The organism is Microbulbifer maximicatervae (SeqCode), from assembly GCF_052467615.1.
On record NZ_CP174319.1, the window covers coordinates 1,416,183 to 1,442,160 of the forward strand.

A 25,978-nucleotide genomic window follows, 5' to 3' on the forward strand; every position below is an offset into this window, starting at 1 on the left:
CGGTGGCGAAATTGTTTAACGCCACCTTGAATTCAGTTAGTGATTAGGTATTTGTTCTTAGAATATTTAAAAACTCATGCGTCACGATGCTCAAGGAAGCCGCCATCTACCCAATTGATTATCAAGTCAACATACTCTTGTCCAGCATCATCCGATGAGAAGTGAGATGCGTTGTCAAATATAACTAGCTTGCTATTGGGGATATGCTTGGATAAGGCAGTCGCATTATCCACTAAAACAAATGGATCTCTCTTGCCCCAAGTGATCAATGTCGGAACTTTAATACCATTTAGTTTTCTCTCAATCCATGGAAGCTCTTTCGAATAGCTTCCAAAGAAACTGATGGCGCACTTGTGACTGTCATTATCAAAGGCTATGTCATAGTACTCTTGGATAGCTCGTTTGCTGGGTTTGTAGTTGTGATAGCCGTCTTTGACGGCAGTCAGGAAGTTGGTTTTCATTACTGACTTCTTGTTTAAGCCTTTTGCTATCCAGCGAACCATTCGGGATCTGACAACGGCCATAAGAATAGGAGAGAGTTTTGGAGGGAAGGTGCCTGGGCCGTCAAAGATATTGAGACTCAAGAATCGTTGAGGGTGGTTAATAACGGCCGCTAAAGCAATAGGCACACCCACATCCGGCCCTACCAGGTGGGCCTGCTTGATGCCAAAATGGTTCATTATTTGAACAAGGGCTGCGCTCAGGCTGCTTGGAGACATATCTCCTTCCTCTGCTTTTGATAAGCCAAATCCTGGGATATCAAAGGCTAGCACATCAAACTTTTCACTAAATGCTTCAATGGATGACTCCCACATGCGAATACTTTGGGGTAGACCATTCAGCAGTAGTAGGCTGGGAGCCTGAGGTTTTTCCTTGCGTAGAAAGCGAATGTTAAATTTCCCTACAGAGACAAACTGCGGTGTAAATATATCGTCAGCGGTTGAGGGTCTATTGGAGGCGTATTGGGTGAGGGCCTTGTTTAAGAGAGCTTGGGTCATAACAGGGTATATATCTATATGGGTCTATAGGTGATTTCGGGTTAAGTTACTTATTTATACTAGGTTACTCACTTGAGAGTTGGTTGCCAATAAGGCACTATTAAGTGGTTAAGTTACTTTTTGATAACCTATGGAGTGGAAGGGTGGGGAAGCAGAATAAAAATAGTGAGAGACGCGTGTTTGTGAATGATGATGAATGTCCCGTTCGCAATGTGGTAGCTCAAATTGGTGACAAGTGGTCCATCCTGATATTGTTTGCCCTTGTTGATGGTCCAGATCGATTCAACTCCCTGAAGTCGCGCATTGAAGGGATTTCACAGCGAATGTTGACGCAAACCCTGCGCGACTTAGAGCGCGATGGTTTTGTACTCCGTACTGTCTTTGCGCAGGTTCCAGTTAAAGTGGAGTATGAATTAACTGACCTGGGAAGGGGGTTATCTGCAGCTGTGTGGAAGTTAGTCTCTTGGGCAGATGAACATCATCCCGAGATTCGTAGAGCGCGCCTAAGATATGATGAGGATAATCAATCGTAGATTAAGGATTCTACCTTCTATTGCCCCCATTTAGGGCTTTTCTCAAAGATTCTTAGCCTGCTTTATAGTAAATCATGATCTGTACTTGCAATTTAGTTCAATAGGGCGTTTTGTGACTGGAGCATTGCTAAAAATATATAGTTAGAATGATTGGCAATCTTAGTTTTCTTGAACTTGAGGCATAACGGAATAGGACTTACAAGTAAATTTAAATTTCTTACCCTTGATAATTAAATAGAATCGATAAATATAAGTAATTAGAAGGTGAGTTATGGATTTTTTTGAAATTAACCGACACTCCTGGGATAGCCGCACCCGTATTCATGTTAAGTCTGAATTTTATAATATTGATGGATTTCTAAGCGGAAAATCTACTTTAAATGAAGTCGAGCTTTCAGATATAGGTAGTGTGTCTGGAAAAAGTTTACTCCACTTACAGTGCCACTTTGGTTTGGATACCTTATCTTGGGCTCGATTGGGGGCGAAGGTGACGGGAGTTGATATTTCTTCTGTAGCCATTACTGAAGCACAGGCTCTTTCTGACCGTTCAGGTTTACATGGAGAGTTTATCTGTAATGATATCTACAGTTTTGGAGAGTCAAACAATAAAGAATTTGATATCGTCTTTACTTCCTACGGCGCACTCTGTTGGTTGCCGGATATTGAACGATGGGCATCAGTTGTTGCTCAATGCTTAAAGCCGGGGGGGACTTTCTACATCGCAGAATTTCATCCATTTTATGATATTTTCTCTGGTTACACATACTTTCATCGAGCCGATCCAGATATTGAAGAGCAGGGTACCTATACAGAGAATGATCGGGGTGACAAGTCTACCCTAGCCACCTGGTCACATCCGATTAGCGATGTTGTGAGTGCATTATTAAAATATGGTATTCAAATCACTCAACTAAAAGAATACCCGTATAGCCCTTACAACTGTTTTGATGGCATGGAGGAGCGTGAGAAGGGGAAATACTACCTGCCTTTTAAAGGACATGAGATTCCGCTAATTTATACTATTAAAGGTGTCAAAGTTACTTGAGATAAAGAGCAATAACAGTAATCAGGCTAGCGGTAGATTTGTGCAGAGCCTTTTTTAAGGGAGGGAAAAGGAGGGTAATGAGTACCGCCCCCTTAAACTTCCCATGTAAAGGCCCACTGGCTTCATATCCAACACTGTTTCTTGCGTTTTGTCTAATTGGCGTAGATAGCCACTATTTACCATTCACAGATGTTTAGACTCCGTACTTAGTTGCCATTTCTTTAAGAGAAATTTCTTATAGCCCTTTTAGCAAGCTGGATCACACTCTGTTCAGGAGAAGGTCATTATTAACTGATTTTATAGAGGGTAGTAAGATGGCTATATGGCAGTTACAAGGTATGAAGTGTACTTTATCTATATTTGCAGGTGCTTTTTGCTTGCTAATATCCGGGCTTGCATCGGCGGTTGATTGTGGTGATACCATTAACACCCGAGAAGTTTTGGATGATGATTTGGTATGTACAGACAATATCGCGATAACCATTGTTGGCCCAACTGGTGGCCTGGATATGAATGGTCATACCATTACTTGTGACAATAATTCTGCAATAGGCATAGATGTTGTCGGTCTTGTGGGGTATTTGGAGGGCGCAGGTACTATATCATTCTGCCAGACAGGGGTTAGATTGGCTGGTGACGGATTTCATAATGTAACCAATATTTCTGCTAACAATAATGACTTTGTAGGGTTGGCGGTATCGAGCGACTTTAATCTAATTACTAATTCAAGTGCTAATGGTAATGGTAATACTGGTATATTAGTTACGGGGCTAAGAAATACCTTAATTTCGAATAATATCGAAAGTAATTTGTTAGATGGGATTCAGTTGGATGGTGATGCCCCAAATTTAACCCAGAATTATATTTATGACAATAATCGATATGGAATTTATATTGCTGATTCCAGCTTCGGTAACTATAGCCAGAATACCTCTGAGATGAATGGTTCGGTAGGTATCTATATGGAAGCGGATAATCAGTTTTTTAATTATATCCTTAACAATACATCCGAAAATAATACGGATTTTGACTTGGAAGAACTAAATGCAAATGCATGCAGTAACACCAACGTTTGGCTTGGAAATACTTTTATTAATGCCAATCCTGATTGCTTAAGGTAAGGATGTCTAAAAGGCTCACCCTAATTTTAATTGGGTGAGCCTGTGTTTAAATTAGTATCTGCTCAACTATTATACTTATTGTTCCATAGGGATTAAATTTCACTGACATATTATGTAGATAATATAGTATAAATATATTTCTAGTTCTAATTTCAAGGTGCTGATCAGTCCATGAAGCCTGATAACTTAATTGATCATCCTGAAGGCGGGAAGTTTCTTCAGGTGTTTAAGTCGAACTCAATAGTAACAAGAGAGGATGGGCAGAAGCGAAGCGCATTGACGCATATTTACTTCTCCCTACAGAAAGGTGAAGTGTCGAAATTTCACCGGGTCGAATCTGATGAGATTTGGAACTTATATCAGGGGGACGGCTTGTTTCTCTATATTTGGACTGAGGAGGATAGCTGTTTGCAAAAGATTGAAATTTCTGCAGAGAATAATACATTTTGCTGTGTTGTTCCTGCTGGCGCTTGGCAGGCTGCAGAGCCAATTTCAGGCCCTGTGCTTGTGGGTTGTTCGGTGGGGCCTGGGTTCGAGTTTTGTGACTTTAAATTGATTGATGTTGGAGATCCAATAACAGATTGTATCTGCAAGATAGATCCCTCCCTGATAAGATTTATTGAACAATAGGATTTTATCGATCTGCCACTAGATTATCTAATAGTATCGAGTGGCAATGTTATTTTAGCTTGGAGTTGTTTTCTGCTGATGTCTAGGGCATGAAAACAACCTTCTTGTCTAAATGCTGGTTTCAAAATATAACTGGCACTTATGATAAAAGTTGTGCTGTTTCATTGAGCCAAGTATTGCCGTGATAGCAATGTATTTAAGGAGCCTCTGAATAACTCCGTGAATCGCTCTGCAAGCCCCGAAGGGCGGGCCTTGAAGGCCACAGCTGCTGCGTTGCAGCTCTTGCAAAGGGCTACGGCCATTCGCGGCGAGCTGCGCCTAACATCTGCAGCCTTCAAGACCCGCAGAGGCATTACGGAGTTATTCAGAGGCTCCTTAATAGTTGTTGGTATTGCTGATTCCCTGGTAACTAAAGAATATCCGCCCCCGTTTTATCAGGCGAAGTAAGGCCCCTTAAGCTGATAACTTTTTCGTTGAGAATAATTTCTCATGGTTGATTCTCAAATTTAGACCAATATGGGTTAGGTCTACTTTATAGGTGGGCATTTATAATTTCGTTTGAGGAGATTTTATGAAAGATAGATACATCAAACGGCCTTCAGGTTTGATTCGTATGTTGTTTGCAGGATGTGTATTGATTACATCCTACGGCGCAAAGGCTGATGTCTCCTGTGGTGATGTCATTACTACAGCTGAAGTTCTCACTGAGGATTTGTCTTGTTCATCAGCGTTTGACCTTGCACTGACGGTCGTCGGACCTGGCGGTTATCTTGATTTAAATGGATTTACTATTGATTGTGATTTTGATGTTGATGGGATATTTCTAGATGGCACTGGAGCTGTTGTCACTGGGGGAGCTTTATCAAATGGCAAGGTGCAAGGTTGTGGGTTCGGTGTAGAGGCAATAGGAAGCGGGGCGCATACGGTGACAGGTATAGCCTTTGAGGGCAATGCCGTTTCAGTGGCTTTTGTGTCAGACAATAATACGTTGTCTAACTCGGTAATCTCTGAAACTACGGAAATTGGAGTAGCTATAAACGGCAGTAATTCTACACTTATTGCAAATGAAGTATCTACATCTACCAGTGCTAGTGGAGCCTGGGGGGTAATTCTTCAAGTGGGTGCGGACAGCTCTTATATTTTGTCGAATATGGTATCTGGTTTTGATCAGTATGGAGTGATTGTTTGTAGTGATAGGAATGTTATCTCGCAAAATGTTGTAGAAGGCAATGGAGTGGAAATTACTAATACTGCAACTGGTGTTTATTTACCGGGAGATACTTTTGTTTGCGATGACGGTCAAGAAGGCAATACCATTGTTAGTAATGAAGCGACTAACAATAATAATGCGGACCTTGGCGATAACAACTTTCCATGTGTGAACTCTTGGGTTGGGAATACGGCTGATGCTGTTGAGGGCGCTTGCTTTGAAAATTAGAGGTTGAATGTCTCTAATCAGTATGGCTGCTACTTTTTACATCTCCAAAGCAATATGTAAGTTGTAGAGGAGTAGCAGCCTTTAGCTATTAATAATGGAATAGCAATTTGGTAGAAAGACTCTATCGGAGCTAAATACTTGCTCTATAAATAGGCTTTCACTCTTGTGCTTATCTCAGTTTATTCGTTAACAGCCAAGCCTTTACTTTGGCGCATACCTGATTCTGCTAGTGCTGATAGAAAGAAATCATTTGGCACAAATTGTTCCAGACTGTCCAGCGTATAGTCTGCGTCCTTTAACGAATCTGGATTACCTATGCCTACAGCCGTCATACCATCAGCGGACTTAATTGCACTGACTCCTGCGGGCGCATCCTCAAAAGCAATGCAAAACTCTGGATCAACTCCGAGGCCTTTGGCGGCGGCTAGGAATATATCTGGTGCAGGTTTAGGTGCAGATTTTTCTGGGTCTGCAATAACAGAAAAGCAACGGGATATTCCCAGGGCTTCCAGTACCGCCGGCGCGTTTTTACTCGCTGAGGCGAGGCCAACCGGAATATGCTGAGAATTTAACCATGCGAGCAGTTCACCGGCGCCCGGTAACAAGTCTGCGGGAGAGAGGCTGCGAATTAATTCCTGGTAGCGGCTGTTTTTTCTAGCAGCCAGTGCGATTTTTGCTTCTTCAGTGTAATTGCTGCTTTTTTCCCCGAGAATCACCTCAAGGGAAGCCATTCTTTCCAGGCCCTTTAAGCGCTCTTCAGTATCCGCTGTCCAGGGAAGGTTGAGCCCTTCAGCCAGCTGTTGCCATGCGATCAGGTGGAGACGTGCGGTGTCTGCAATAACGCCGTCGAGATCAAAGATTGCTGCACGATAGATCATCAGGATACCTCCTCCATCGGTGCTATTTGAATGGTTTCTGTTTGCCCTGGTGTCTCCAGGAATAGAATTTGCTTGCCGTGATGAAAACTGAGTGCTTCACCTTTCACCAAGGTGTACCTGGCGCTGTAAGAATCGACATCGACTGCGATCGTGCGGCCACGGAATTGCAACCGGAAACGATAGCCGTCCATTCCATTGGGCAGATATGGATTAAAGTTGAGTTCATTGCCGTGCAGGCGCATTCCTGCAAATCCCTGGACCATACACATCCAGGTACCCCCCATGCAGGCAGTGTGTATGCCGTGCTGGGTATTGTTGTGGTGGTTATCCAGATCCATTCGCGCAACTTGCTGGAAATAGTTCAGCGCTTTATCCGGATACCCAACTTCACTGGCAATAATGCTGTGAATACAAGCGGATAAAGTGGAATCGTGCGTGGTGAGCGGTTCATAGAAGTCGAAATCCCGACGCTTCTGCTCAATTGAAAATTCTGAACTTTCCAGTAACAGGCCAAGAACGACATCCGCCTGCTTACAAACTTGGTGTCGATAGATCACCAGGGGATGATAGTGAAGTAACAGCGGGAATTGATCGGCTGGCGTTTCGGCAATATTCCAGCGGGGTTTGTTTAGAAAACTATCGTCTTGAGAATGTATACCCTGCTTTTCATCGTAGGGCAGATACATGCTTTCTGCGGCCTTGGCCCAGTTATCAATTTCCTGTTTGCCGAGTTGAATACGCTGGGTTAACTCATCGCACGCTGCAGGATCGAATGATTTTAACCACTGTAATACTTCAACAGCATATTCAAGATGGGCCTTGGCCATCAGGTTTGTGTAGAAATTATTGTCAACCAGGGCGGTGTATTCGTCTGGTCCGGTAACCTCATTGATACAGAACTGGTTGTCGCGAAGTGCGTTGAAGTGGCCAATCTCCAACCACATACGCGCGCCCTCTATCACGACTTCTGCGCCCTTGTTGCGCAGAAAATCGACATCACCGGTAACCCGGCAGTAATGTCGTACGGCGTAGGCAATATCCGCATTGATATGGTATTGCGCAGTGCCTGCCGGGTAATAGGCTGAGCACTCCTCACCGCCGATGGTGCGCCAGGGAAACAGTGCTCCCTTTTGAATCGACATCTCCCTCGCCCTTTTTCGTGCGGCATCGAGGATTGAGTAGCGGTATTCCAGTAGGCCGCGCGCTAATTCGGGTTGGGTGTAGAGGAAAAACGGTAGTACATAGATTTCTGTATCCCAGAAATAGTGGCCGTCATAGCCGTCACCGGAAAGTCCTTTGGCTGCAATATTGGTATTGCCATCCCGACCTAAGGATTGGAACAAGTGGTACTGGTTGAAACGTATTCCCTGTTGCAGGGCATCATTTCCACTGACCTGAATATCGGATTCAAGCCAGAAATTGTCCATTTGTATACGCTGGGTTTCGACATGGTTCGCAAAACTTTTAGCCGCACAGCGCTCCAGGTAATGATGCAATTCGTCTGCTGATATCGGCTCAGCATTTTGCTGTGCAAAGTAAGCGACGTACTTGGTTAGGCGAATAGGGGTGTTGCGGCGGGCAGCAAAGCGATAGTCAACCGAGACGCAGTCTTCACTGCGGAGGTTATTGGACGTGTAATCGCTGTCACTCTCACAAAGGTGCAGGGCTGCGCATCGTATAGAGAAGCCACTGCTCTTAACGGATAGAGGCAGGGCCAAATAACCATCTTCAGCTGTATTTTCCAGCCATTCGATATCTCCCCGATCAATAGGGGAGGCTAGGCGTGGGTCCTCACTGCGTTCTGCTTGGGCAAGGTCACCATCAAGGCAGGATTGCAGGTGTACCTCTCCGTCAAAATCGATGGGAGTGAGTTCCAGTTGCAGAGCTAATAGGTTTTTCTCACTGAGGGAAACCAGGCGCTGCACTTTGAGTTCAATGGTTTTTCCTTTTGGGGAGCGCCAAGTGAGTTTTCTCTCGCTGATCCCCGCGGCCATGTCCAGGCGACGCTCGTAGTTGAGCAGCTCGCCTTGGGCGAGATTAAAGCGTTCTCCATCCAAGCTGATATAAATGGTCTTACCGTCGGGAACCGTCAACATCCTCTGGTTGTTGCGCGCGTAGCCATAAGCAGACTCACCATAGGTGATAGGTTCGCTGGCGTAGACTCCATTCAGGTAACAACCATCTGTAAAGGGTTCTGGATCGAAACCCTCCTCAAAGGTACCGCGCAAGCCGATATAGCCATTACCGAGGGAGAATAGGGTGGCGTTGAGGCTGTAATCTTCGGGCTGGAAGGTATCCTCCACCAAGTCCCAGGGGTGGATCTTGTGTTTGATTTGTTGTTTTTGCTTCATACCACTTTCACTGGATTGGAGATTGGGTCCTAGGGCCGGGCCTGCTGGGCCTTCGGCAACTGGCATTCAGTCTATCCGTAGTTGATATCTTTTTGCAATCGATTGCAGACCTGGAGTTAAGCCTGGCTGTTACTAGAAGATAGACCTGATTTTCATTTCCGAAAAGTCTGTAACCTGTTGAAAAATAGAGGTTATTTTCTTTTTCTGGGTCAATTGCCAGTTAATTTGTGACTGATCTGCATAAGGCATTCCCAAATTTTCATTGGTTTTTATGCAAACGATTGCAAATTTTTGTCTGACTGATACATACTGGGTATCTTCAGGCATTGGGGAGAAGTCGCCTTTCTCCACAAGGTCTGGGTAAAAAATGTACAATAACAGGTTGGTACGGCTGACTGCCTAAACCACAGAGCCAGATAGAATCCACTATGAAGAATCAGCGCATACTCCTATCTCTATTCGCTATCTACTTTGTCTTTGCCATTTTGTTGAACAGCGTAGGCACGGTGATCCTGCAGGTAATCAATACCTATGGGGTGAGTAAATCTGCTGCGAGTGTGCTGGAGGGGTTCAAGGATATCCCCATCGGTATAGTGTCTTTCCTGATTGCTTCCCAGCTTCCCCGATTGGGGTTTAAGCGGGCGATGCTGACGGGATTGGCAATCGTCACCCTGGCTTGTACAGCTATGCCCCTGTTACCCGGGTTTTGGACGGCGAAGTTACTGTTCTTGTCCGTGGGTGTTGCGTTCGCATTGGTAAAGGTTGCCGCATACTCCACCGTGGGATTGTTAGCGCAGGGCCGCAGCGCACATGCGAGCCTTCTAAACACCCTGGAGGGGGTGTTTATGGTGGGGGTTCTCAGTGGCTACTGGCTGTTTAGCGCATTTATTGATTCATCGAACCAAGGGTCGACTGCCTGGCTCAATGTCTATTGGGTGTTGGCGGTGATCTGTGTGATTGCATTTGTTTTGCTCTGGTGCACAGAGTTGGATGAATCCGGGGCGCGAATCGAAGAGGCTAGCCCGAAACAGGACTTTATCGCGATGATAAAGTTGATGGCCAAACCCCTGGTGTACATCTACGTGATCTCCGTATTTTTCTATGTATTGATTGAGCAGGGGATAGGAAGTTGGTTGCCGACTTTTAATAATGAAATTCTTAAGCTGCCCGCTGCGATGAGTGTTCAGGCTGCAAGTATCTTTGCCGCAGGGCTGGCGTTGGGGCGACTTGGTGCCGGTGTGATGATGCGCAAAGTACACTGGTACCCGATGCTGAATGTGTGCTTAGTTGCGATGGGATTACTGGTGGTCGTTAGCCTGCCCCTGGCGAGTAATATTGTGGCGAATCCCGATGTAAACTGGCTTAGTGCCCCAGTGGCAGCTTTTGTTTTACCGCTGATTGGCTTGTTTATGGCACCTGTGTATCCAGCTATCAATTCTGTGATGCTCAGTTCATTGCCCCCCCACCAGCACTCTGCAATGACAGGTTTACTGGTGATTTTTTCTGCGCTGGGCGGTACAACTGGCTCACTGATTACCGGGTCGGTTTTCGAGGCCTTTGATGGCCAGGTGGCTTTCTACTTATCCTTGGTACCCATCACAGTGATTCTGATTACCCTGTTCTTTTTCCGTCGCGCCGTAGAGCGGGGGGATGAGACGCTTGAGGCCTCAGCCCCCCTGGCTGGGTAGCAGGGTGGTTTTACAAACTTGGGCGACGGGCCTAAGATGGCATTTTTCCCGCGAACAAGGTGAAGTACGCCATGCCCAAGGGGTCCTCCTCTCCCGTTTCCATGTCCGATATTGCTCGGTTGGCGGGAGTTTCTGAATCTACTGTTTCGCGAGCGCTGAACGATAATCCATTGATTAACGAAAAGACTCGCGAGCGTATTCAAAAAATCGCGAGCTCCATGAATTACAAAATCAATGAGAGCGCGCGAAACTTACGCCTGCAACGCAGCCATACAATTTCGGTTGTGATTAATACGGGGCGCAGTGGTGGCCAGACATTTTCTGATCCATTTATGATCGATATGATTGGTTCAATTGCCGATCGCCTCGCAGTGCATAAATACGATTTACTGTTTTCCAGCAGTATTGCCAGCCGCTCGGATTGGCATTCTTATCTGATGAGTTCCAGGCGGGCTGATGGCGTTATTGTGATTGGCCAGGGGGTGGACGATACCCCACTTCGTGATCTGCAGCAGCAGGGGGACCCTCTTGTTGTCTGGGGAGGGACCTCAAGGCAGGGGGCCGAATATTGCATCGTCAGTAGTGACAATCAAATGGGCGGGCGTCAGGCCACCGAGCACTTAATGAGCTTGGGGCGGCGGCGAATTCTCTTTCTCGGCGACACAGCTCACCCGGAGGTCAATGGGCGCTTTGAAGGTTACTGTGCCGCGCTCAATGAAGCTGATCTGTCTGGCACGACCAGGCAGTTGACCGCCGGCTTCTCCAGTGAAAGTGGTTATCAATCCATTATCGACCTGGTTGCGCAGGAAGGGCTTAGTTTTGATGGCATTTTCGCCGCCAGTGACAGTATCGCTATGGGGGCGATAAAAGCGCTACAGGCCCGTGGCTATAAGGTGCCGGAAGATGTCGGCATAGTGGGTTTTGACGATATCCCAATCGCGCCGTTTTTTACCCCTCCTCTGACAACCGTTCGCCAGAACATCCACCGAGGTGGTGAATTGATGGTGGAGAAAATGATGGAACTTCTCTCTGGAAAATCGGCGATGCCAGATGTACTACCTACCGAGCTGGTAGTGCGGGGTTCTTGTGGTGCCAATCCGGATTACCAGCCTGTAGAGGAGTTCTTTCAAGACACTTCAGGTGAGCGTTAGTCGCAGGCCCTCACCATTTTGTTTGCCAGCAGGGGCCATAGTTAGTGTCCCTGCCGTTTCCCGAGTTTGAGCCACACTTGTAAAACCGAACTCTGTGGCTGGACTCGAAACATGGCAGATGAGAAAACTAAACTGACCAGAATTCAGGTACTGGGACTGTTTGCCCTAAGCTTGGCAATTTTTCTGATCGGAAATGACCTCACTGCGTTTTCCGTAGCAATTCCAGCCATCGAAAAAGACTTCAACTCCAATATCACCACCACCCAATGGATTATCAACGGCTATACACTGGCTTTTGGGGTGCTGCTGATCTCGGGCGGGCGTTTGGCGGATATGTTTGGCCGGCGCAAAATCTTTTTCCTCGGCATGGCCGCCTTTGCATTTTTCTCCCTCCTCGGCGGCATAGCTACCAATATTCCAATGCTGTTGGCGGCGCGGGGATTGATGGGGATCGGTAGTGCCCTTATGTGGCCGGCAATCCTGGGGCTGATCTACGGGATGTTACCGGAGGATCGCTCGGGCTTTGCTGGGGGCTTGGTGATGGGCATGTGTGCCGCTGCGAATGCAATTGGTCCGGTATTGGGGGGCATTCTTACAGACTTATTGAGCTGGCGCTGGATTTTCTTTATCAACTTGCCGGTGGCTGCATTGGCATTTTGGGTCTGCTGGAAGGTTATCCCGGATGACACACCGGAAAATGTCACTGAGCGTATTGATTACGGTGGTGTAATCACCCTGACCACATCGCTGTTTTGCCTTCTGCTGGCGCTGGATTTAGTCGTGGATATCGGCTTTAAGAGCCCGGTGATTATTGTCTTGGCACTAGCCACCTTACTGTTTATGGGGGCGTTTATCCTGGTTGAGCGCCATGTGGGCAGAGATGCGTTAATTCCCGTAGATGTAGCAACGAATCACGGTTTCTTTGCCGCAGGTATAGCTACCTTGTTGCTGTCTGTGGTGTTCTTTGCCGCCCTTGTATACGTTCCCCAATACTTGAGTAAGGTCCATAATCACTCGGCGATGTATTCGGGAATGGGGCTACTTCCTATGATGGTCTCATTTGGTTTGGTGTCTTTTATTGCCGGTGGGCTCTACGAAACGCTCGGTGCAAAAACGATTGTCTCAGCGGGCACCATTGCCATGTGTATTGGTATGTTTATGCTTTCTCATTTGCATAAAGAAACAACTTTTTTGCAAATGGTACCGGGACTGGTGGTTCTCGGGGCGGGTATTGGCCTGTTTTACTCTGCTATTACTACTGCCGCAATTACGGTTGTAGCGCCGGAGCGAGCGAGCTTGGCGGGAGCAATTCTCTATATGTTCCAGATTGGTGGGGGAGCAATAGGCTTGGGTATGAATACCACAATTGTGGCAATGGCTCCCGATATCTCTACGGGGATTGATCGCGCTTTTACGGTTAATGCCTATCTGGCGATGGTGGGGCTGGTAGTGTGCCTTTTGTTTGTTTCAGGGAAGCCAGTAGATAAGGCTCCCCTGTCTGAGAAATGATTTATTGCTCGCTTAAATTTCTATTGCCTAATTCTGCAAAATTTACGTTCGTGATGATGCCATCAGAATTGTAACTGAGAATCAATACTTTTTGATAAGAGGCCGGTTGGAAAATAGCCTTATTGGTTTGGCTATACATATATACTTTGGCTTTCTCGGATTTATTGCTGATCAGTGGGTACTGATATTCGCCGGAGGGTTTGCCCAATAAATCCAGAGCTTCGAGAATACTGGTTTGGCCTTCGCTGATAAGTGGTACTTTTGACTCATCAAAATCGGTGGAATCTTCAGCGAGAGAGCTGACAAAATCCTGCCCAACCAATTTATCGTTATAAAAGTAGAAACCCTGGTTACGGGTACCGCTAATATTTTCGCTAACCGCCTTTTTGCCAGTAGTGGGGTAAGCATAAGCGAGTGTTAAAATTTGTTGGTTGTTTTTTACAAACATGCCTTTTTCATAAGGCTTACCGAGCTTCTCTTTAATGGATTGCTCAGTATCTACGCCTAACGCTATCTCTTTTTCTCCCAGGGGTTTTGTGCCAATGCCGGTACATCCGGATAGCACAAATAGGGAAAAAATAACCGTTACCAGTCCTTTCACTACAACCTCCTGCACTGTATCTTCCAGGTTCCCTGTGGCCTGAAATATTCGGCGCATCCTACAATTCGCATGTTTTAATTGCCAGTGATTTATAAAGATGATCGATGACCCGAGATTACACTGCTGTAGCATGAATTGAGTGGGTATAGAGAAGTGCACGAATTTAGGCATATCGTGCGCTTTTAGAAAATACAGCGTAGTGAATGACAGCAGAAGAAGAACTCAGTTCCTGATACTGCCCCATCATTCCATTATTTTTTTAAATAAAATTGATAGGCATTTTTTACCAGGACATTTTCTGCTTGTGCTTCATCGAGGGTGTCGCGAATTAACAAAATATCTTCAGGTTTGAAGGGGCGCGGTGCCCTGGTAGAGGGAAGATCGGAGCCAAACATTAGGCAATTAGGGTTGGCCTGGTAGAGGTCGACAATTGCCGCTGCGGGGTCGAAATCCAGGCGGCCAAAGCCGCTCGCTTTTACCTTTACCCCTTTTTCTGCCAGTTTGAGCAAGATGGGAAAACCCTGCTTGGTGATTCCCATGTGATCAATGGAGGCGGCTGGTAACGCGATCAATTTATTATAGAGAGGGGTTAATGCAGAGGCTTCAACGTATAGTTCGACATGCCAGCCTGCCAAGTCAAAAACTCGCCGGGCAAGGGTATCGATAAAACCGATCTGTTCCGAGCCGCCCCGTACCAAATTAAAGCGCAGGGCTCTGACTCCATGTTTGTGGAGTGACAAAATGGTGTTGTCGGGAGTGTCGGCGGATAGTTGTGTGACCCCAACATAGTTTTTGCCCAGCTTTTCCAGGGCATCAATAAGGTAGGTTTGATTCAGCTTCTGGAATGAGCCGGAAACTACAGCGCCCCCCACTAGCTGGTAGTTTTGTAACTTGAGTTGATAGTCGTCCACGGTAAATTTTGGCGGCAAATAGCCGTGATTTGGGAATAGGGGGAACTTGGGATTTATGATGTGGAAGTGACTATCAAATAGTCTCTGTTTTTGCTGTTCCATAGTCAGGTGCACCGTGCTCGCTTAGATTTCCTGGATGACTCTCACTCGATCTGCAAGAGCGCGCTGTGAAACGGGAATGTCCGGGGCGAATAGCTCCCAAGAGTGAATCACGCCAGGTCGAACGTGGAGCTCGGTGCTAACACCGGCATCGGTGAGTAATTGGGCGTATTGCATATCCTCATCGCGAAAAATATCTAGTTCGCCAACATCGATAAATGCTGGCGGTAGACCCTTGGCATCTTGCAGGCGGGCAGGGGCAGCATGAGGACTGACCGCAGGGCTGCCCACTTGATTACCCAGGTAAGCGGTCCAGCCGGTGAGATTATCTTCATAGGTCCAGATAATAAATGGCAATAACTCGGGATCGGGAGTAACCGTCCTGTCGTCCAGCATTGGGTATAACAATATCTGCCGTGCCAGGGACGGGCCTTTTTTGTCGCGAGCGACAATTGTCAGGGCTGCAGCGAGCCCCCCTCCGGCACTATCTCCCATGATGCCAATTCGCGTGGGGTCAATGGAGAGTTCCTGTGAGTGCTGTACCAGCCAAATGAATGCCCGATAGCAATCATCAATCGGTATAGGGTAGGGGAACTCCGGAGCCTTTCGGTAATTTACTGATAAAAATGGCACGCCGCTGGCAGCTACATATTTGGCGATGACCAAGTCGTACCGTGAGATATCGTGGCAGATGAGCCCACCGCCATGAATGTAGAGAATGGCGGAGCCTGGTTTGCTATTCTCCTTTTGGTACCAGCGTAACTGGATCTCCTCTTGGTCTGAACTCTTTAGGGTAAAGTCCCGAAAGGAAACATCTGATGGAAAACTGCGACCCTGAAATAGTGCTTGGGTGACCACGGCTCCATTCTTACGGCGAGTATTCACGTCCCCAATAGGCGCTTCTGCCAAGGTATCCAGCAAGTCGCCAAACTTGCCAAGGGCGCTTGAAAAGTCCGGGTCCAGGGAAAAGCTCATTGACGAGATCCTTATCGGAGTTCCTATCATCTAGTGGTCCATTGCTAGATATGGACCTTTGCTAAATGTGGACCTTCGGCAGCGAAATGCCAGTACTTTTAGCTGGGTTCTGCGACACCGCTTTCAGCCACCAAGGTCTGAATAGATGTTGTCGAAGTTGACTGCACCTCTGATTTATTCTCGCTGTACCGCTCGGTCAGATAGTTACCCTGGCCACGCAATAAAATGGTGGTTTTTACCAGCTCTTCCAGAACGTCAATCACCCGGTCCCGGAATGGGGAATCTTTGAGGTGCCCTTGTTCATCGAATTCCTGCCAGGCCTTGGCAATAGAGGATTGGTTGGGAATCGTAAACATGCGCATCCAGCGGCCGAGAACCCTCAAATTGTTGACGGTATTGAATGATTGTGAGCCACCGGAAATCTGCATGACCGCCAGGGTTTTTCCCTGGGTTGCCCGGCTTGCAGATTGGTCCAGTGGTAGCCAGTCGATCTGATTCTTGAAAACAGCCGAGATATTTCCGTGTATTTCCGGGCTAATCCACACTTGCCCCTGGCTCCAGGCAGACCACTCGCGCAGTTGCTGCACCTTGGGGTGATCCTGGCTGGTGCCGTCGTAAAGAGGGAGGTCGACAGGGTCAAACAAGCGAACCTCAGTACCAAAATACTGCAATATTTCAACAACCTGGTGGGCCAATAGACGCGAAAAGGAGTTGGGTCTCAGGGATCCGTACAACACCAGAATCCTGGTAGGGTCACCAGTGGGAGGGGAGTCCACCAGGCGATTAAGAATATTGATGGGGGTGTGGTTCGGTAGCATCATGAGTTACCTCCAAATTTCTATATTTCTATACTTCTATAATAATCGAAATATTAGGCAAAGCAAAGGTACATCAGTCTCAGTCGGGCCTTTCTGAATCTGCTTGGAACCGGCTAGTCGAATAACGGGTTCACAGGGAGTCAAAATACTGAGCCAGCATCGAGACTTAGGCTTCCTTTAGTTTCTCCAACACTGGAGGAGATAGGGCAAACGGAAAGAGAGTCCAGTAGAGGTTACTCCCAATTATTAGAGGGAGTGGGTACGTTTAAATGCCTCCCAGATGGACTACTTCAATATTGAATCCCTCTGATTGGCAAGGTTCTTCAAAGTACTTATTAACTTGTTTGAAGGTCTCAGGGGTATCAAAGGCGGCTCGTTCCGGATGTGATTTTTGCCTTTGGGCAATTTGTTGTAAACATAATTTATCATCGGCTTTAAGATAGATTAATTGATGGGGAAAGAGGTTATCCAGAAATATCTCTTTGAACCAAGATCTTTGTTTTCTTGTATTGCCGGGAAAATCCAGTACTACCGAGATGCCACTCCTTAAGATATCCTGAGTATGTGACTTGATCATTGGTTTTAATCTTGCAGAATACTCTATGTAAGTGGAGAGTGAGGAAATCTCATGGGGATATAAATTAGACAGCCACTCATCTTCGGAAATAAGAATAGCTCCTGTAGTTTGTGCTATCTCCGCAGCTTTTGTACTTTTTCCTGCGCCCATCTTTCCGCAAAATAAAAAGAGCATTCCGTTTTCTTTCACAGTTCTTCCCATTAATCTGATTAGAGAAAATTTCGACCATGGGAAAATAATGCTTGAAACTTTATACTTGGTAAATAGTGGTAAAGAGAGTTCATGAAGTGGCGATTTAGCTAAGCATCAGGGAAATACCAGAATTGCGGTGGCCGAATATGCTTGAGGGCATCTAGATGGCTAGTATTTAAGACGTGGGAATCTTTACTGCCATAGATACTTATATTCAGCCCAAAGGTGAGCCTGATATAGGTATTTCGTTTCTATGCAACAAGATACCGATTAACTGCGGCATTTGACAAACACCATTGAGTTTAACCAACTTTGATCGGCATCAAAATCTTTTATCAGGGGGGCTTCAGTAACGCCTGTAAATTTTCTTAACCCATGAGAAATCATATAGCTTGGTATATAGGATGGCGGCTTTGCGGCTGTCAAATAGTTACAAACTTCCAGCTTCCTTGCGCCGCCCTGATCAAGAGAGTTAATGCTGGAGAATAGCTTTTTTCGATCTCCCTCTGGCATCGAATTAAATTTTTTATTGAAAATCACTCTTAATACATTGTGCCCGGTTTTGTCGCTAACCCTCTGTGTGTCGAAATAAGCAAAGGCACTGGCAACCATTAACAACTCAGCTGCCTCATCAAATTTGGATTGTTCGGTACATGTTTTGGCGGCAGCAGTAATATCTGTCGGTGTATGGGTAGATAGTACTGATGTGGCACTGATACATCCGAGAGGCGAAGTGGCTTGACTATCCTTACTGACATAGTTGTTGGCTTGCGCGCCTAAAACAAATGCGGCGAGCAGAAGAGCAAGAATTGGAGGCAGGATTTTGCTCATGATTCGAATTTCCTTTCCTTAGTGCCTCCTTAATCATAGACGCCGAAGTGCCAGTATTATCTCAACCACCTGAGAAATTTATTCGCCAGTTGGAGTGGGTTTTAGTGAGATTTGTTTAAAAATCTGAATTGGAGATGTCTAGGGCTAATCTCCTGCCAATGGGGGAAGAAGTGTGCTTTCATGCCGTTGAAGTACAGGAGACTTCAGTTAAAGCGTGCCGCTTGCAATTCTCTGGTGCTAAGCGGCACCTAGTAGCCATCAGCTCTTACAGAGTCGGATTTGTCGCAATTGCTATTAAGTTAGTTGAGAAATTACTCTGTGTTAGGTTGTGATTCTTGAGAAGCTTGGAATAGTGATTTTATCAGATTCTTGGTGATTTCTTTTTGGTGTTCAGCTCTCAGGTTCTTCATGTACGCAGACTCGTCGGGGACAACTATTTCAGGCAGTATTTCTTTCACTGCTGAGTCGCCATTCCATTCTACGGTCGCTCTGCTGTCGAAGCTGGTTCTGAACTTTATATATTTATCCTTATCGACAAATACATAGCTATTTGAGAAGTATTCAGCATCGTTTCTGTTGGTAAGTGTGAAAGATGACTTTTTTCCAGAATATAGCTTTTCACCGATTTTAAAACTGAAGTTTTCAATAGTCTCTGGTGATCTTGACTTGTAATGCCCTTGCTCTATAGCAAAGTCAACTTCATCTATAATATCGCCCATTTCAATGGAGATGATTTCATCTGTATTTTCCCATGTGATGCTATCGATAGGGTATACATAGACATTGATAATATCGGTAGGATACTGCTTATTATCGTACTTTAGGGCAATTCCCAGCATGGGTTCATCGAAGGTGCTGCTTTCGGTGAGTACAAAGTTATCTGTTTCTTCTGGGGTGATCAGGTCTTGCTGATAATTGCTTGCATTTTGCGGTCGCATAGATCCACATGAGGCGATAAGAATACTACTCAGTATGATAAGTGCCTTGCTTTTCATTCTCTCTCCTTGATAAGTCTGCTTTCCTGGGGCGGAAATTATAAGTTTCTATTTGTTCTATGAATGTAATATTTCAATAAGCCTACCACTCCTTGGGTGCTCAATTCATTGTTTGGTAAGTATAAATATCTAAGTTGTACTCTTCTTATATCCTGAATCCGGCTTAGCTTTAAATCAACTCTACGCCTTAAGGAGAAGATTTCTTGTCGTCTATTTTTTTATCGATGTTAGCTGAAGAGTGTGATGCCGACTCTTTTAAGGTTTGTCCCAATTATATTTTGAAACTATCAATAATCTAAAAAGATGAATTAGATGCCCAAACTCTGCTCCTAAACCAGAAGATTTAACGTGCGTGATATTACTTCCAAGGTTGTGATTGAACCCTAAATACTGGAGGGACATTTGGTCTGTCATTTATGTTGGCCCTGTTACAAATGGGCAGATGTTTACATAACTACCTTAAGCTCGTAACTGATTGGTCATGCTCTGTAGCTACTATTTTGCGCCCCCCCGCTAGCGGATAGTTTTATGAATGTTTAATTCGGAGATGGATGTTTGTCAGTACTGAAAAGTGCGCAAATTATGAAAATGTAAAGTAGGGTAAATGACTAAAATTGACCAGTCAGTACTGTTGTAATTTAGCGGTTCGCGACAGGCGTGTACGCTTGTTCCAATTGGTCAATTCAACTGAGGGGAAATACTTACTGGGATTTTTATTTTAGCGGTAACTATCAAGATACTTATCAGGAAAAGAATAATGCATAAAACAATTGGTTTGGTATCAAGTTTGCTTTTGAGTTTTTCGATGTCTGTTGTCGGCGAAATTGATGCTAGCGATGATAAAGTGAAGCGCCTGGATTTACAGGGGCAGATTGATACAAAGGCTCCCTTATCAAAGACCTTGTGGGCGGGAGCGCATAATGCCTATGCATCCTATCAGTGGGATCAGGGTGTATATACCGATGTAAACCAGTGGTACGCGCCGGAGAAATTGTTCAGTCGTGGGATACGTCTGGTCGAATATGATACTTACCCCGCTTCCAATTTCAGCTCAACACCGCACCTGTGTCATATGGGCCTGGAAGAGGCCACTATGTGTATTTATATGTTTGGTACAGCTGCAACGCTGGGGGATGGGCTGGATGAGATTAAGGATTTTCTTGAAGATAATAACGATGAAGTCATATTCCTAAAGTTTGAGGCTTACGATTCTGATTACCATCAGAACTTCCGCAATAAGATTGGTGAGAAAATTGAAAGCAGGTTGGGGGATCTGGTATTTAAGCCTACCGACTGGGGCTATACAGAAGATGATTGCGCCTCCCTGCCGGCGCAAACACTGACTAAACAGGATGTGTTGGATGCGGGACGCAACGTTATCCTATTTATTCAGGTGCCCAGAGAGTATCCGCACACTGGTGATAACAATCTGTGTGATTACCATGACGAGTCAAACACATCGAAATTCAGACGCAATGTCTGGATCGGTGTGGATGAGATGGATGCATCTGGAAACCTCACTTCCAATGAGCCACTTGCACAAAATTCCAGCCAGTTAACAGCAGATATCGACGGTAATGCCAGCGCAACCAGCCACTACAACAATGGGAATTTAAGTGTCGCCTTGGATGCAACAACCGAATATAGCAAGGATGACATCAAGTATTCCGGCAGTGAGATCCTGGAGAAAGCAGTATCTGGGTATAACATGCTTGAGTTGGCGCTGGTGGAGGCCAATGCGACCACTATAGGTGCTTCTAAAGCACCCCAGATTGAAGATTTTACGTGGTCTTGGCGGAATGACTCTCCCAGTGGCAGCAATAGTTGCGCCTGGTTAAGTAATGACGGTGAAATTCGCGACTATAGCTGTAGTACGGAGCGAGTGTTTGCCTGTGTAGACGATGAGCGAAACTGGCACATTAGCAGTGCATCGGGAGCCTGGAGTGAAGGTTATTCCGCCTGTGAAGCCGATGGCTATCGCTATGGAATGCCTTATAACGCTTTGGAAAATGCCGCTCTCTATGCCAAGAGGAATTTGGAAGGTGTAACTACCTCGGTGTGGGTGAATTACTACGAACCATTTGATGGGTTCTGGATCGCCAACCAAGACAGCTACTCGGATTTTGGTTATATCAAAAAAGATGTTGTGGGTGGTACCGGAGGTGATGCGTTTGATTCAATCGACCTGGTAAAACGTAAGCTACTCGGCAGCGGTACTATGAATCTGAAATCTGTCCAGATTCGTTCCGGTGGTCGAATTGACGGTTTTAAAGCTTGCTATGAATTTAAGCAATCCCTAAGCCATGCCACAGCCAGTGATCATGAATATTGTATTGAATACGGTGATGGAGACGGTGGCTCGATGGGGAGTGTGCTGAGTTTTAACTCCGCCAGCAGCGAGTATCTGGATGACGTTAAAATTTGTGTCGACGATGAAAAGCATGAAACAGGTAGTGTTTACTACCTTAAATTGACGTCGAGCAATGGCTCATCTATTTCCGGGGGCACTCAGCAGGGGATTTGTACAACTTATTCTTCCACTTCATCCCAGCAAATTTTTGCTTTCCACGGGCGCCACGGTGATGAAATCAATGCTTTGGGCGTGCACAAGTTGTCCAACAGCTTGGTAAATCCAGGGTACTACGCAACCGAGTGGCTGGACCTGGATGATCCCTCCTCAGGTGGCATTGATTATGAGAGCTTTAACGAACACAAGTCAGCGGGAAATATAAGCAATAGCTGTGCTGTCAGTGATGTTGCTGGTATTGAGGCAAGGGTTGTTGATACGAAGTTGGATTATTCCTTAACCGGCGAAAGCATGCATATAGGCGATATCGGCACTAATTACCGCTTCTTTTGTGCAACAGAGGATTGTAGTGACTACGAAGTAAAGTATTTCTTCACTAACGCAGCCTGCCTACCTTAACGACTCACAATATCCCGGCGGTGAATATGCTGCCGGGATTCCTCTTACTACTTACTCACTCAAGGAAGCTCTCTCGGCTGAATACGGGGATTTCGCCTATAGTCGAACTCAAGCAATGTGCGGTATCAATCGGCAGAGCGAAGCCCATGAAATATGACGAGATACATGAGGATCATGCTGATCCCCTGATCAACCAATTACATCGAGCAATAAAATATGCCGTTAAATTTCTCGCCATTCTTATGGTGTTGGTCATATTCTGGACCATTGCGGATGTCGTCTATGTACTTTATGAAAGGCTAATGGAGACGCCATTCCTATTGCTGGATATGGAAGATATCCTCGAGACTTTTGGGGCCTTTCTCGCCGTTCTTATTGCCATTGAAATTTTCACTAATATCCGACTCTACCTGGGTACTAATGTGATACCGGTGCAATTGGTATTGGCTACAGCCTTAATGGCTGTAGCTCGGAAGGTTATTGTGCTCGACTTAAAATTTGTTAATGCGGAGCAAATAGTCGGTATTGCCCTGGTGACTATCGCCCTGGGAGTTTCCTACTGGCTGGTGAGGGAAAAAAGTAATAAACCTGGTTAGTACTTGTGATTTTTTGTCCTTGATAATGCTCACTTTATGATTTTATTTTTTGTATTTATACAGTTGACCAAAATAGAATCATATCGTTAACTGCATTAATAGCTACTTACAATAGTTAGCCCGAACTAAGAGAGCCGGGCATTTGGCTGAGTGCCAAATCCACGATAAACCTTATTAATGAATAGGTCTTTCTGCTTCAACCGAACGAGGTGGTTGCAGGTTGTTACTGCGAAAGGTAACTGCACTAATCCTTGCTTCTGGCCAATGGGAACTAGTGCCATTAGTGGGTTTCGTTTATAGCTTTTGGTACTTTTTCCTTTTCTATTTCTGGCGATGGCCTTTGCCAGGTATTCACCTTGCTGAGAGGCGAGGTAGCCCAGTTTGGCCTCACCAATATCTGCAATGTCTCCGAGTGCATACAAGCTTGGTTCGTTAATAACTTGAAGTCTGTTATCGACTTTCACAAATCCCTGCTCATTAAGGATATGCGCTAAGTGCGGTTTTAGGTAATCATTGTTGGGCAGCGCACCAATTGCTTCAAAAACCAGGTCTGCATCGTTGGCTTGGCCATTGTTGAGATTTATATAGCAGCCATTCTGATATTGGTAGCGGCTGTTAAACTGAATTTCTACACCTAAATTCTCTAATTGTCTCTGGGCTTTGATCTGTGCTTTAGGCTTGAAGTTGTCCAGTAAGACCTCTTTATTGTGTGTCAGAATTACGTGAGTGCTCGGCATAGCGTGCGCGATCTCTCCTGCCAATTCGACACCAACGACTCCTCCTCCTATAACCATGACTTTCCTTGCTTGTTTCAGTCGCTGGTGCTCGTTCAATAGTTCTTGGTTCCGGGATTGAATATCCATTGCTGAAAGGGATTTGGCTAGCGGCATGCTCGGATATCGGGTGCCAGAGGCGAGTATGGCACTGTTGAAATGTAACTCTGTTCCATCTGCCAAACGCGCTGATTTCGCAGACATTTCCATTACATCTCCCTGAATGAAGCGGCCATAGAAAAAGTCCCTATAGTACTTGCGCGCTTGATTCCCGGTGCTGGATGGATCGGTTACATTGCGCAAGGTGGCAAAAGTGACTTCGAAATAATCTTTTTTGTCTACCAGAATGGTATGGAGCCCATGTCTTTCCAGTGCTTGTGCGACAGACACACCGGCGAAACCACCGCCTACTATCAATACTTCCGCTTCAATTACCATATTTTTCAACCATTAGAGGGTGTACAGGTCATTTGAATCCATTTTATGGTGTAGCGAATATGCTGTGAATGTGTGATTATGAGACTCTGATGTGCATATTTGCACATGCCGAGCATGGGGGACTTGAGCTAAATAATGGATAAATGGACTGAGTTAAGGACCGCTTATAAGCTGGCCAAGCTGGGCACTCTGAGTGCAACTGCCCAGGAGATTGGTATTCATAGATCCACCGTGATGCGCCATATTAATATACTGGAGGAGAGCCTTGGGGTTGTACTATTTCAGCGCAATGACAAAGGCTATATTCCAACGGAGGCGGGGCTGGAGGTTATGCGACTGGGAGCGGTGACGGACAGCCATTTTTCTCAGTTGTCCTCGCGGTTACAAAGCAAAGAGCAGAATTTGCAAGGCAACCTCACCATCACCTCTGTCGGCGAAATGGTAGACCTGTTGATGCCGCTCATTAGGCAGTACCAGGCCCAGCACCCAGGTATGCTTGTCAATTTAATCGGGGACCTGCGCAATTTTAACCTAGAGTACGGTGAAGCTGATATTGCGATTCGTGTCGGCGAGAAACCAACGACACCCGATAATATCGTGCTGCCATTTTTCACTACAGAATTCGTTTTCTATGCACACAAATCCTATATTGAAGAGTATGGGCTTCCCGATAAAAGTAATCTCCAAGAGCACAGGTTTCTGGCTCTAGGTGATCGTCCGTTACACTTTGGCTGGAATGAATGGATTTATAATCATATTCCCGATCAAAAGATTGTGCTGACTGCTTCCAGTCAGCAAATTCTTAACCAGGCAGTGCTTTCAGGCTGCGGTATTGGCGCCATGCCGAGAATCCTGGCTGAAAAATTTGAAGACATTATTGAGATTCCTACGCCTGAAAGCTGGCAAGTCTCAACTTGGATACTTGTTCATCGCGATATGTTTAATATGCCAAAAATCCGTGAGTTTCTTAGCATCTTAAAGCTCTGGCGAAAATGAACAATACCAAGTGCCAGCCCAGAGAAAATCATAATAGCGGCCATTAACTTTTCTGAACCAATCGATTCGCCAGTTAATAACCAACTGAAAAAGAGTCCAAAAACGGGGCAGAGTAAACCTAAAGGCGCAACAGTAGACAGCGGGTACTTAACGATTAACCGGTTCCAGAACCAGTATCCCAGCAGAGTGGTTGGGTAGGCCTGAAACAATATGGAGAAAATCAACTTTCCACTAAGGTTGTTTTGAATTTCATAAAATATATCCGCACCATTTTGAATATAGGTAGCAGCGAACAGTGGTAACGGTGCAAAAAATAGCCCCCAGACGATAAAGCTAAATACTTGCTGTGTGCCACTGGCCTTTACAATGAGCCCACTGATACTCCAGCTGGTAGCCGCTATTAGGATAAGTGCAATACTGATAAGGGGCACAGTGCCATCTTCAACCATCAAACTTAATAACAGCCCTCCCAGGGCAAGTAGAGCCCCAAGAGCTTTCTGCGGGATAATCTTTTCTTTCAGGAATACCCAGCCGAATAGTAAGCTAATCGCAACATTTACTTGCAAAAGAAGTGAGGCCATTCCCGCAGAGAGCCCGCTAGAGATTGCCCAGGTGGCCATCCCCCAAACCCCACAGCCAAAAGTCAGGCTGTAGGCCAGAACGTACTTCCAGCTGACTGTTGGCCTGGAAACGAAAAGCACTGCCGGAAAGGCTGCCAAAGAAAAGCGTAAAGCCACCAGAAGGAGTGGGTCCAGATCTTCCGTTCCCATCTGAATAACAATGAAGTTGAATCCCCACATTGCCATTAGTAGCACACCAAGTAATAAATCCGAGTACCGCATCAGCCCCTCCAATTTGTCTCGGGGCTAACTATCCAAGAAATGAAAAAAGGTATACAGATGCAATTT

Annotated in this window: 25 protein-coding genes; 12 read left to right on the forward strand and 13 right to left on the reverse strand. The window is 45.7% G+C overall.

The features are described 5' to 3' along the window. Positions 1–74: 74 nt before the first annotated feature. Entirely contained in the window at positions 75–998 is a 924-nt protein-coding gene (locus ACJJIM_RS06465) for an alpha/beta fold hydrolase (RefSeq protein ID WP_444912721.1), read from the reverse strand. Between the two features lie 143 nt (positions 999–1,141). Between ACJJIM_RS06465 and ACJJIM_RS06470 the strand changes: the two genes are divergently transcribed. From ACJJIM_RS06470 to ACJJIM_RS06495, 6 genes are all read left to right on the forward strand, one after another. Further along, entirely contained in the window at positions 1,142–1,531 is a 390-nt protein-coding gene (locus ACJJIM_RS06470; RefSeq protein WP_444912722.1) for a winged helix-turn-helix transcriptional regulator, read from the forward strand. A gap of 271 nt (positions 1,532–1,802) precedes the next feature. Next, a complete protein-coding gene (locus tag ACJJIM_RS06475; protein ID WP_444912723.1) occupies positions 1,803–2,576 on the forward strand; it encodes a class I SAM-dependent methyltransferase in 774 nt (257 codons plus the stop codon). Between the two features lie 314 nt (positions 2,577–2,890). Then, positions 2,891–3,697, forward strand: a complete 807-nt coding sequence (locus ACJJIM_RS06480) for a right-handed parallel beta-helix repeat-containing protein (protein ID WP_444912724.1) — start codon at positions 2,891–2,893, stop codon at positions 3,695–3,697. A 171-nt stretch (positions 3,698–3,868) separates the two neighbouring features. Continuing rightward, on the forward strand, positions 3,869–4,327 hold the full coding sequence (locus tag ACJJIM_RS06485) for a cupin domain-containing protein (RefSeq protein WP_444912725.1): 459 nt from the start codon (positions 3,869–3,871) through the stop codon (positions 4,325–4,327). A gap of 219 nt (positions 4,328–4,546) precedes the next feature. Beyond that, entirely contained in the window at positions 4,547–4,774 is a 228-nt protein-coding gene (locus tag ACJJIM_RS06490) for a hypothetical protein (RefSeq protein ID WP_282933298.1), read from the forward strand. A 124-nt stretch (positions 4,775–4,898) separates the two neighbouring features. Beyond that, positions 4,899–5,765, forward strand: coding sequence for a NosD domain-containing protein (locus tag ACJJIM_RS06495; protein WP_444912726.1), 867 nt, complete (start codon positions 4,899–4,901; stop codon positions 5,763–5,765). 179 nt (positions 5,766–5,944) lie between these two features. On the opposite strand, the gene pgmB is transcribed toward ACJJIM_RS06495, so the two are convergent. From pgmB to ACJJIM_RS06510, 3 genes are all read right to left on the reverse strand, one after another. After that, positions 5,945–6,643, reverse strand: coding sequence for a beta-phosphoglucomutase (gene pgmB / locus ACJJIM_RS06500; protein ID WP_444912727.1), 699 nt, complete (start codon positions 6,641–6,643; stop codon positions 5,945–5,947). Beyond that, positions 6,643–9,060, reverse strand: a complete 2,418-nt coding sequence (locus ACJJIM_RS06505) for a glycoside hydrolase family 65 protein (protein ID WP_444912728.1) — start codon at positions 9,058–9,060, stop codon at positions 6,643–6,645. Before ACJJIM_RS06505 ends, pgmB begins: the two co-directional genes overlap by 1 nt. 66 nt (positions 9,061–9,126) lie before the next feature. Then, positions 9,127–9,321 carry a hypothetical protein gene (locus ACJJIM_RS06510; protein WP_444912729.1) on the reverse strand — a complete coding sequence of 65 codons (195 nt, stop codon included), beginning with the start codon at positions 9,319–9,321 and terminating at the stop codon, positions 9,127–9,129. A gap of 101 nt (positions 9,322–9,422) precedes the next feature. Here ACJJIM_RS06510 and ACJJIM_RS06515 point away from each other — a divergent pair, with 101 nt between their 5' ends. From ACJJIM_RS06515 to ACJJIM_RS06525, 3 genes are all read left to right on the forward strand, one after another. Further along, complete coding sequence (locus tag ACJJIM_RS06515; RefSeq protein WP_444912730.1) at positions 9,423–10,682, forward strand: MFS transporter; 1,260 nt, start codon at positions 9,423–9,425, stop codon at positions 10,680–10,682. A gap of 71 nt (positions 10,683–10,753) precedes the next feature. Beyond that, positions 10,754–11,833, forward strand: coding sequence for a LacI family DNA-binding transcriptional regulator (locus ACJJIM_RS06520; protein ID WP_444896809.1), 1,080 nt, complete (start codon positions 10,754–10,756; stop codon positions 11,831–11,833). A 111-nt stretch (positions 11,834–11,944) separates the two neighbouring features. Next, complete coding sequence (locus tag ACJJIM_RS06525) at positions 11,945–13,342, forward strand: MFS transporter (protein WP_444912731.1); 1,398 nt, start codon at positions 11,945–11,947, stop codon at positions 13,340–13,342. Between the two features lies 1 nt (position 13,343). Here ACJJIM_RS06525 and ACJJIM_RS06530 read toward each other — a convergent pair whose 3' ends face one another. The 7 genes from ACJJIM_RS06530 to ACJJIM_RS06560 all read right to left on the reverse strand — a co-directional run bounded on the left by ACJJIM_RS06530 (position 13,344) and on the right by ACJJIM_RS06560 (position 19,341). Further along, on the reverse strand, positions 13,344–14,000 hold the full coding sequence (locus ACJJIM_RS06530) for a hypothetical protein (RefSeq protein ID WP_444912732.1): 657 nt from the start codon (positions 13,998–14,000) through the stop codon (positions 13,344–13,346). A 194-nt stretch (positions 14,001–14,194) separates the two neighbouring features. After that, positions 14,195–14,956 carry an amidohydrolase family protein gene (locus ACJJIM_RS06535; RefSeq protein ID WP_444912733.1) on the reverse strand — a complete coding sequence of 254 codons (762 nt, stop codon included), beginning with the start codon at positions 14,954–14,956 and terminating at the stop codon, positions 14,195–14,197. 21 nt (positions 14,957–14,977) lie between these two features. Further along, entirely contained in the window at positions 14,978–15,928 is a 951-nt protein-coding gene (locus ACJJIM_RS06540) for an alpha/beta hydrolase (protein ID WP_444912734.1), read from the reverse strand. Positions 15,929–16,026: 98 nt separating this feature from the next. Further along, complete coding sequence (gene arsH / locus ACJJIM_RS06545; protein WP_444912735.1) at positions 16,027–16,749, reverse strand: arsenical resistance protein ArsH; 723 nt, start codon at positions 16,747–16,749, stop codon at positions 16,027–16,029. A 262-nt stretch (positions 16,750–17,011) separates the two neighbouring features. Then, positions 17,012–17,512, reverse strand: coding sequence for an AAA family ATPase (locus ACJJIM_RS06550; RefSeq protein WP_444905653.1), 501 nt, complete (start codon positions 17,510–17,512; stop codon positions 17,012–17,014). Between the two features lie 273 nt (positions 17,513–17,785). Then, a complete protein-coding gene (locus ACJJIM_RS06555; RefSeq protein ID WP_444912736.1) occupies positions 17,786–18,346 on the reverse strand; it encodes a hypothetical protein in 561 nt (186 codons plus the stop codon). 311 nt (positions 18,347–18,657) lie between these two features. Further along, the gene (locus ACJJIM_RS06560; protein WP_444896816.1) at positions 18,658–19,341 is read right to left on the reverse strand and encodes a hypothetical protein; all 684 of its coding nucleotides are present in this window, start codon (positions 19,339–19,341) and stop codon (positions 18,658–18,660) included. 757 nt (positions 19,342–20,098) lie between these two features. On the opposite strand from ACJJIM_RS06560, the gene ACJJIM_RS06565 reads away from it, so the two are divergent. Together ACJJIM_RS06565 and ACJJIM_RS06570 are read left to right on the forward strand one after the other, a co-directional pair. Next, positions 20,099–22,267: a jacalin-like lectin gene (locus tag ACJJIM_RS06565; RefSeq protein WP_444912737.1), complete on the forward strand. Its 2,169-nt coding sequence runs from the start codon at positions 20,099–20,101 to the stop codon at positions 22,265–22,267. Between the two features lie 146 nt (positions 22,268–22,413). Continuing rightward, on the forward strand, positions 22,414–22,863 hold the full coding sequence (locus ACJJIM_RS06570) for a phosphate-starvation-inducible PsiE family protein (RefSeq protein ID WP_413665304.1): 450 nt from the start codon (positions 22,414–22,416) through the stop codon (positions 22,861–22,863). A 125-nt stretch (positions 22,864–22,988) separates the two neighbouring features. Here the strand turns inward: ACJJIM_RS06570 and ACJJIM_RS06575 are convergent, their stop codons facing one another. Next, entirely contained in the window at positions 22,989–24,074 is a 1,086-nt protein-coding gene (locus ACJJIM_RS06575) for an FAD-dependent oxidoreductase (protein WP_444912738.1), read from the reverse strand. A 135-nt stretch (positions 24,075–24,209) separates the two neighbouring features. On the opposite strand from ACJJIM_RS06575, the gene ACJJIM_RS06580 reads away from it, so the two are divergent. Beyond that, complete coding sequence (locus tag ACJJIM_RS06580; RefSeq protein WP_444912739.1) at positions 24,210–25,070, forward strand: LysR family transcriptional regulator; 861 nt, start codon at positions 24,210–24,212, stop codon at positions 25,068–25,070. Here ACJJIM_RS06580 and ACJJIM_RS06585 read toward each other — a convergent pair. Then, positions 25,001–25,912, reverse strand: a complete 912-nt coding sequence (locus ACJJIM_RS06585) for an EamA family transporter (protein WP_444912740.1) — start codon at positions 25,910–25,912, stop codon at positions 25,001–25,003. The genes ACJJIM_RS06580 and ACJJIM_RS06585 overlap by 70 nt on opposite strands. Positions 25,913–25,978 lie beyond the last annotated feature (66 nt).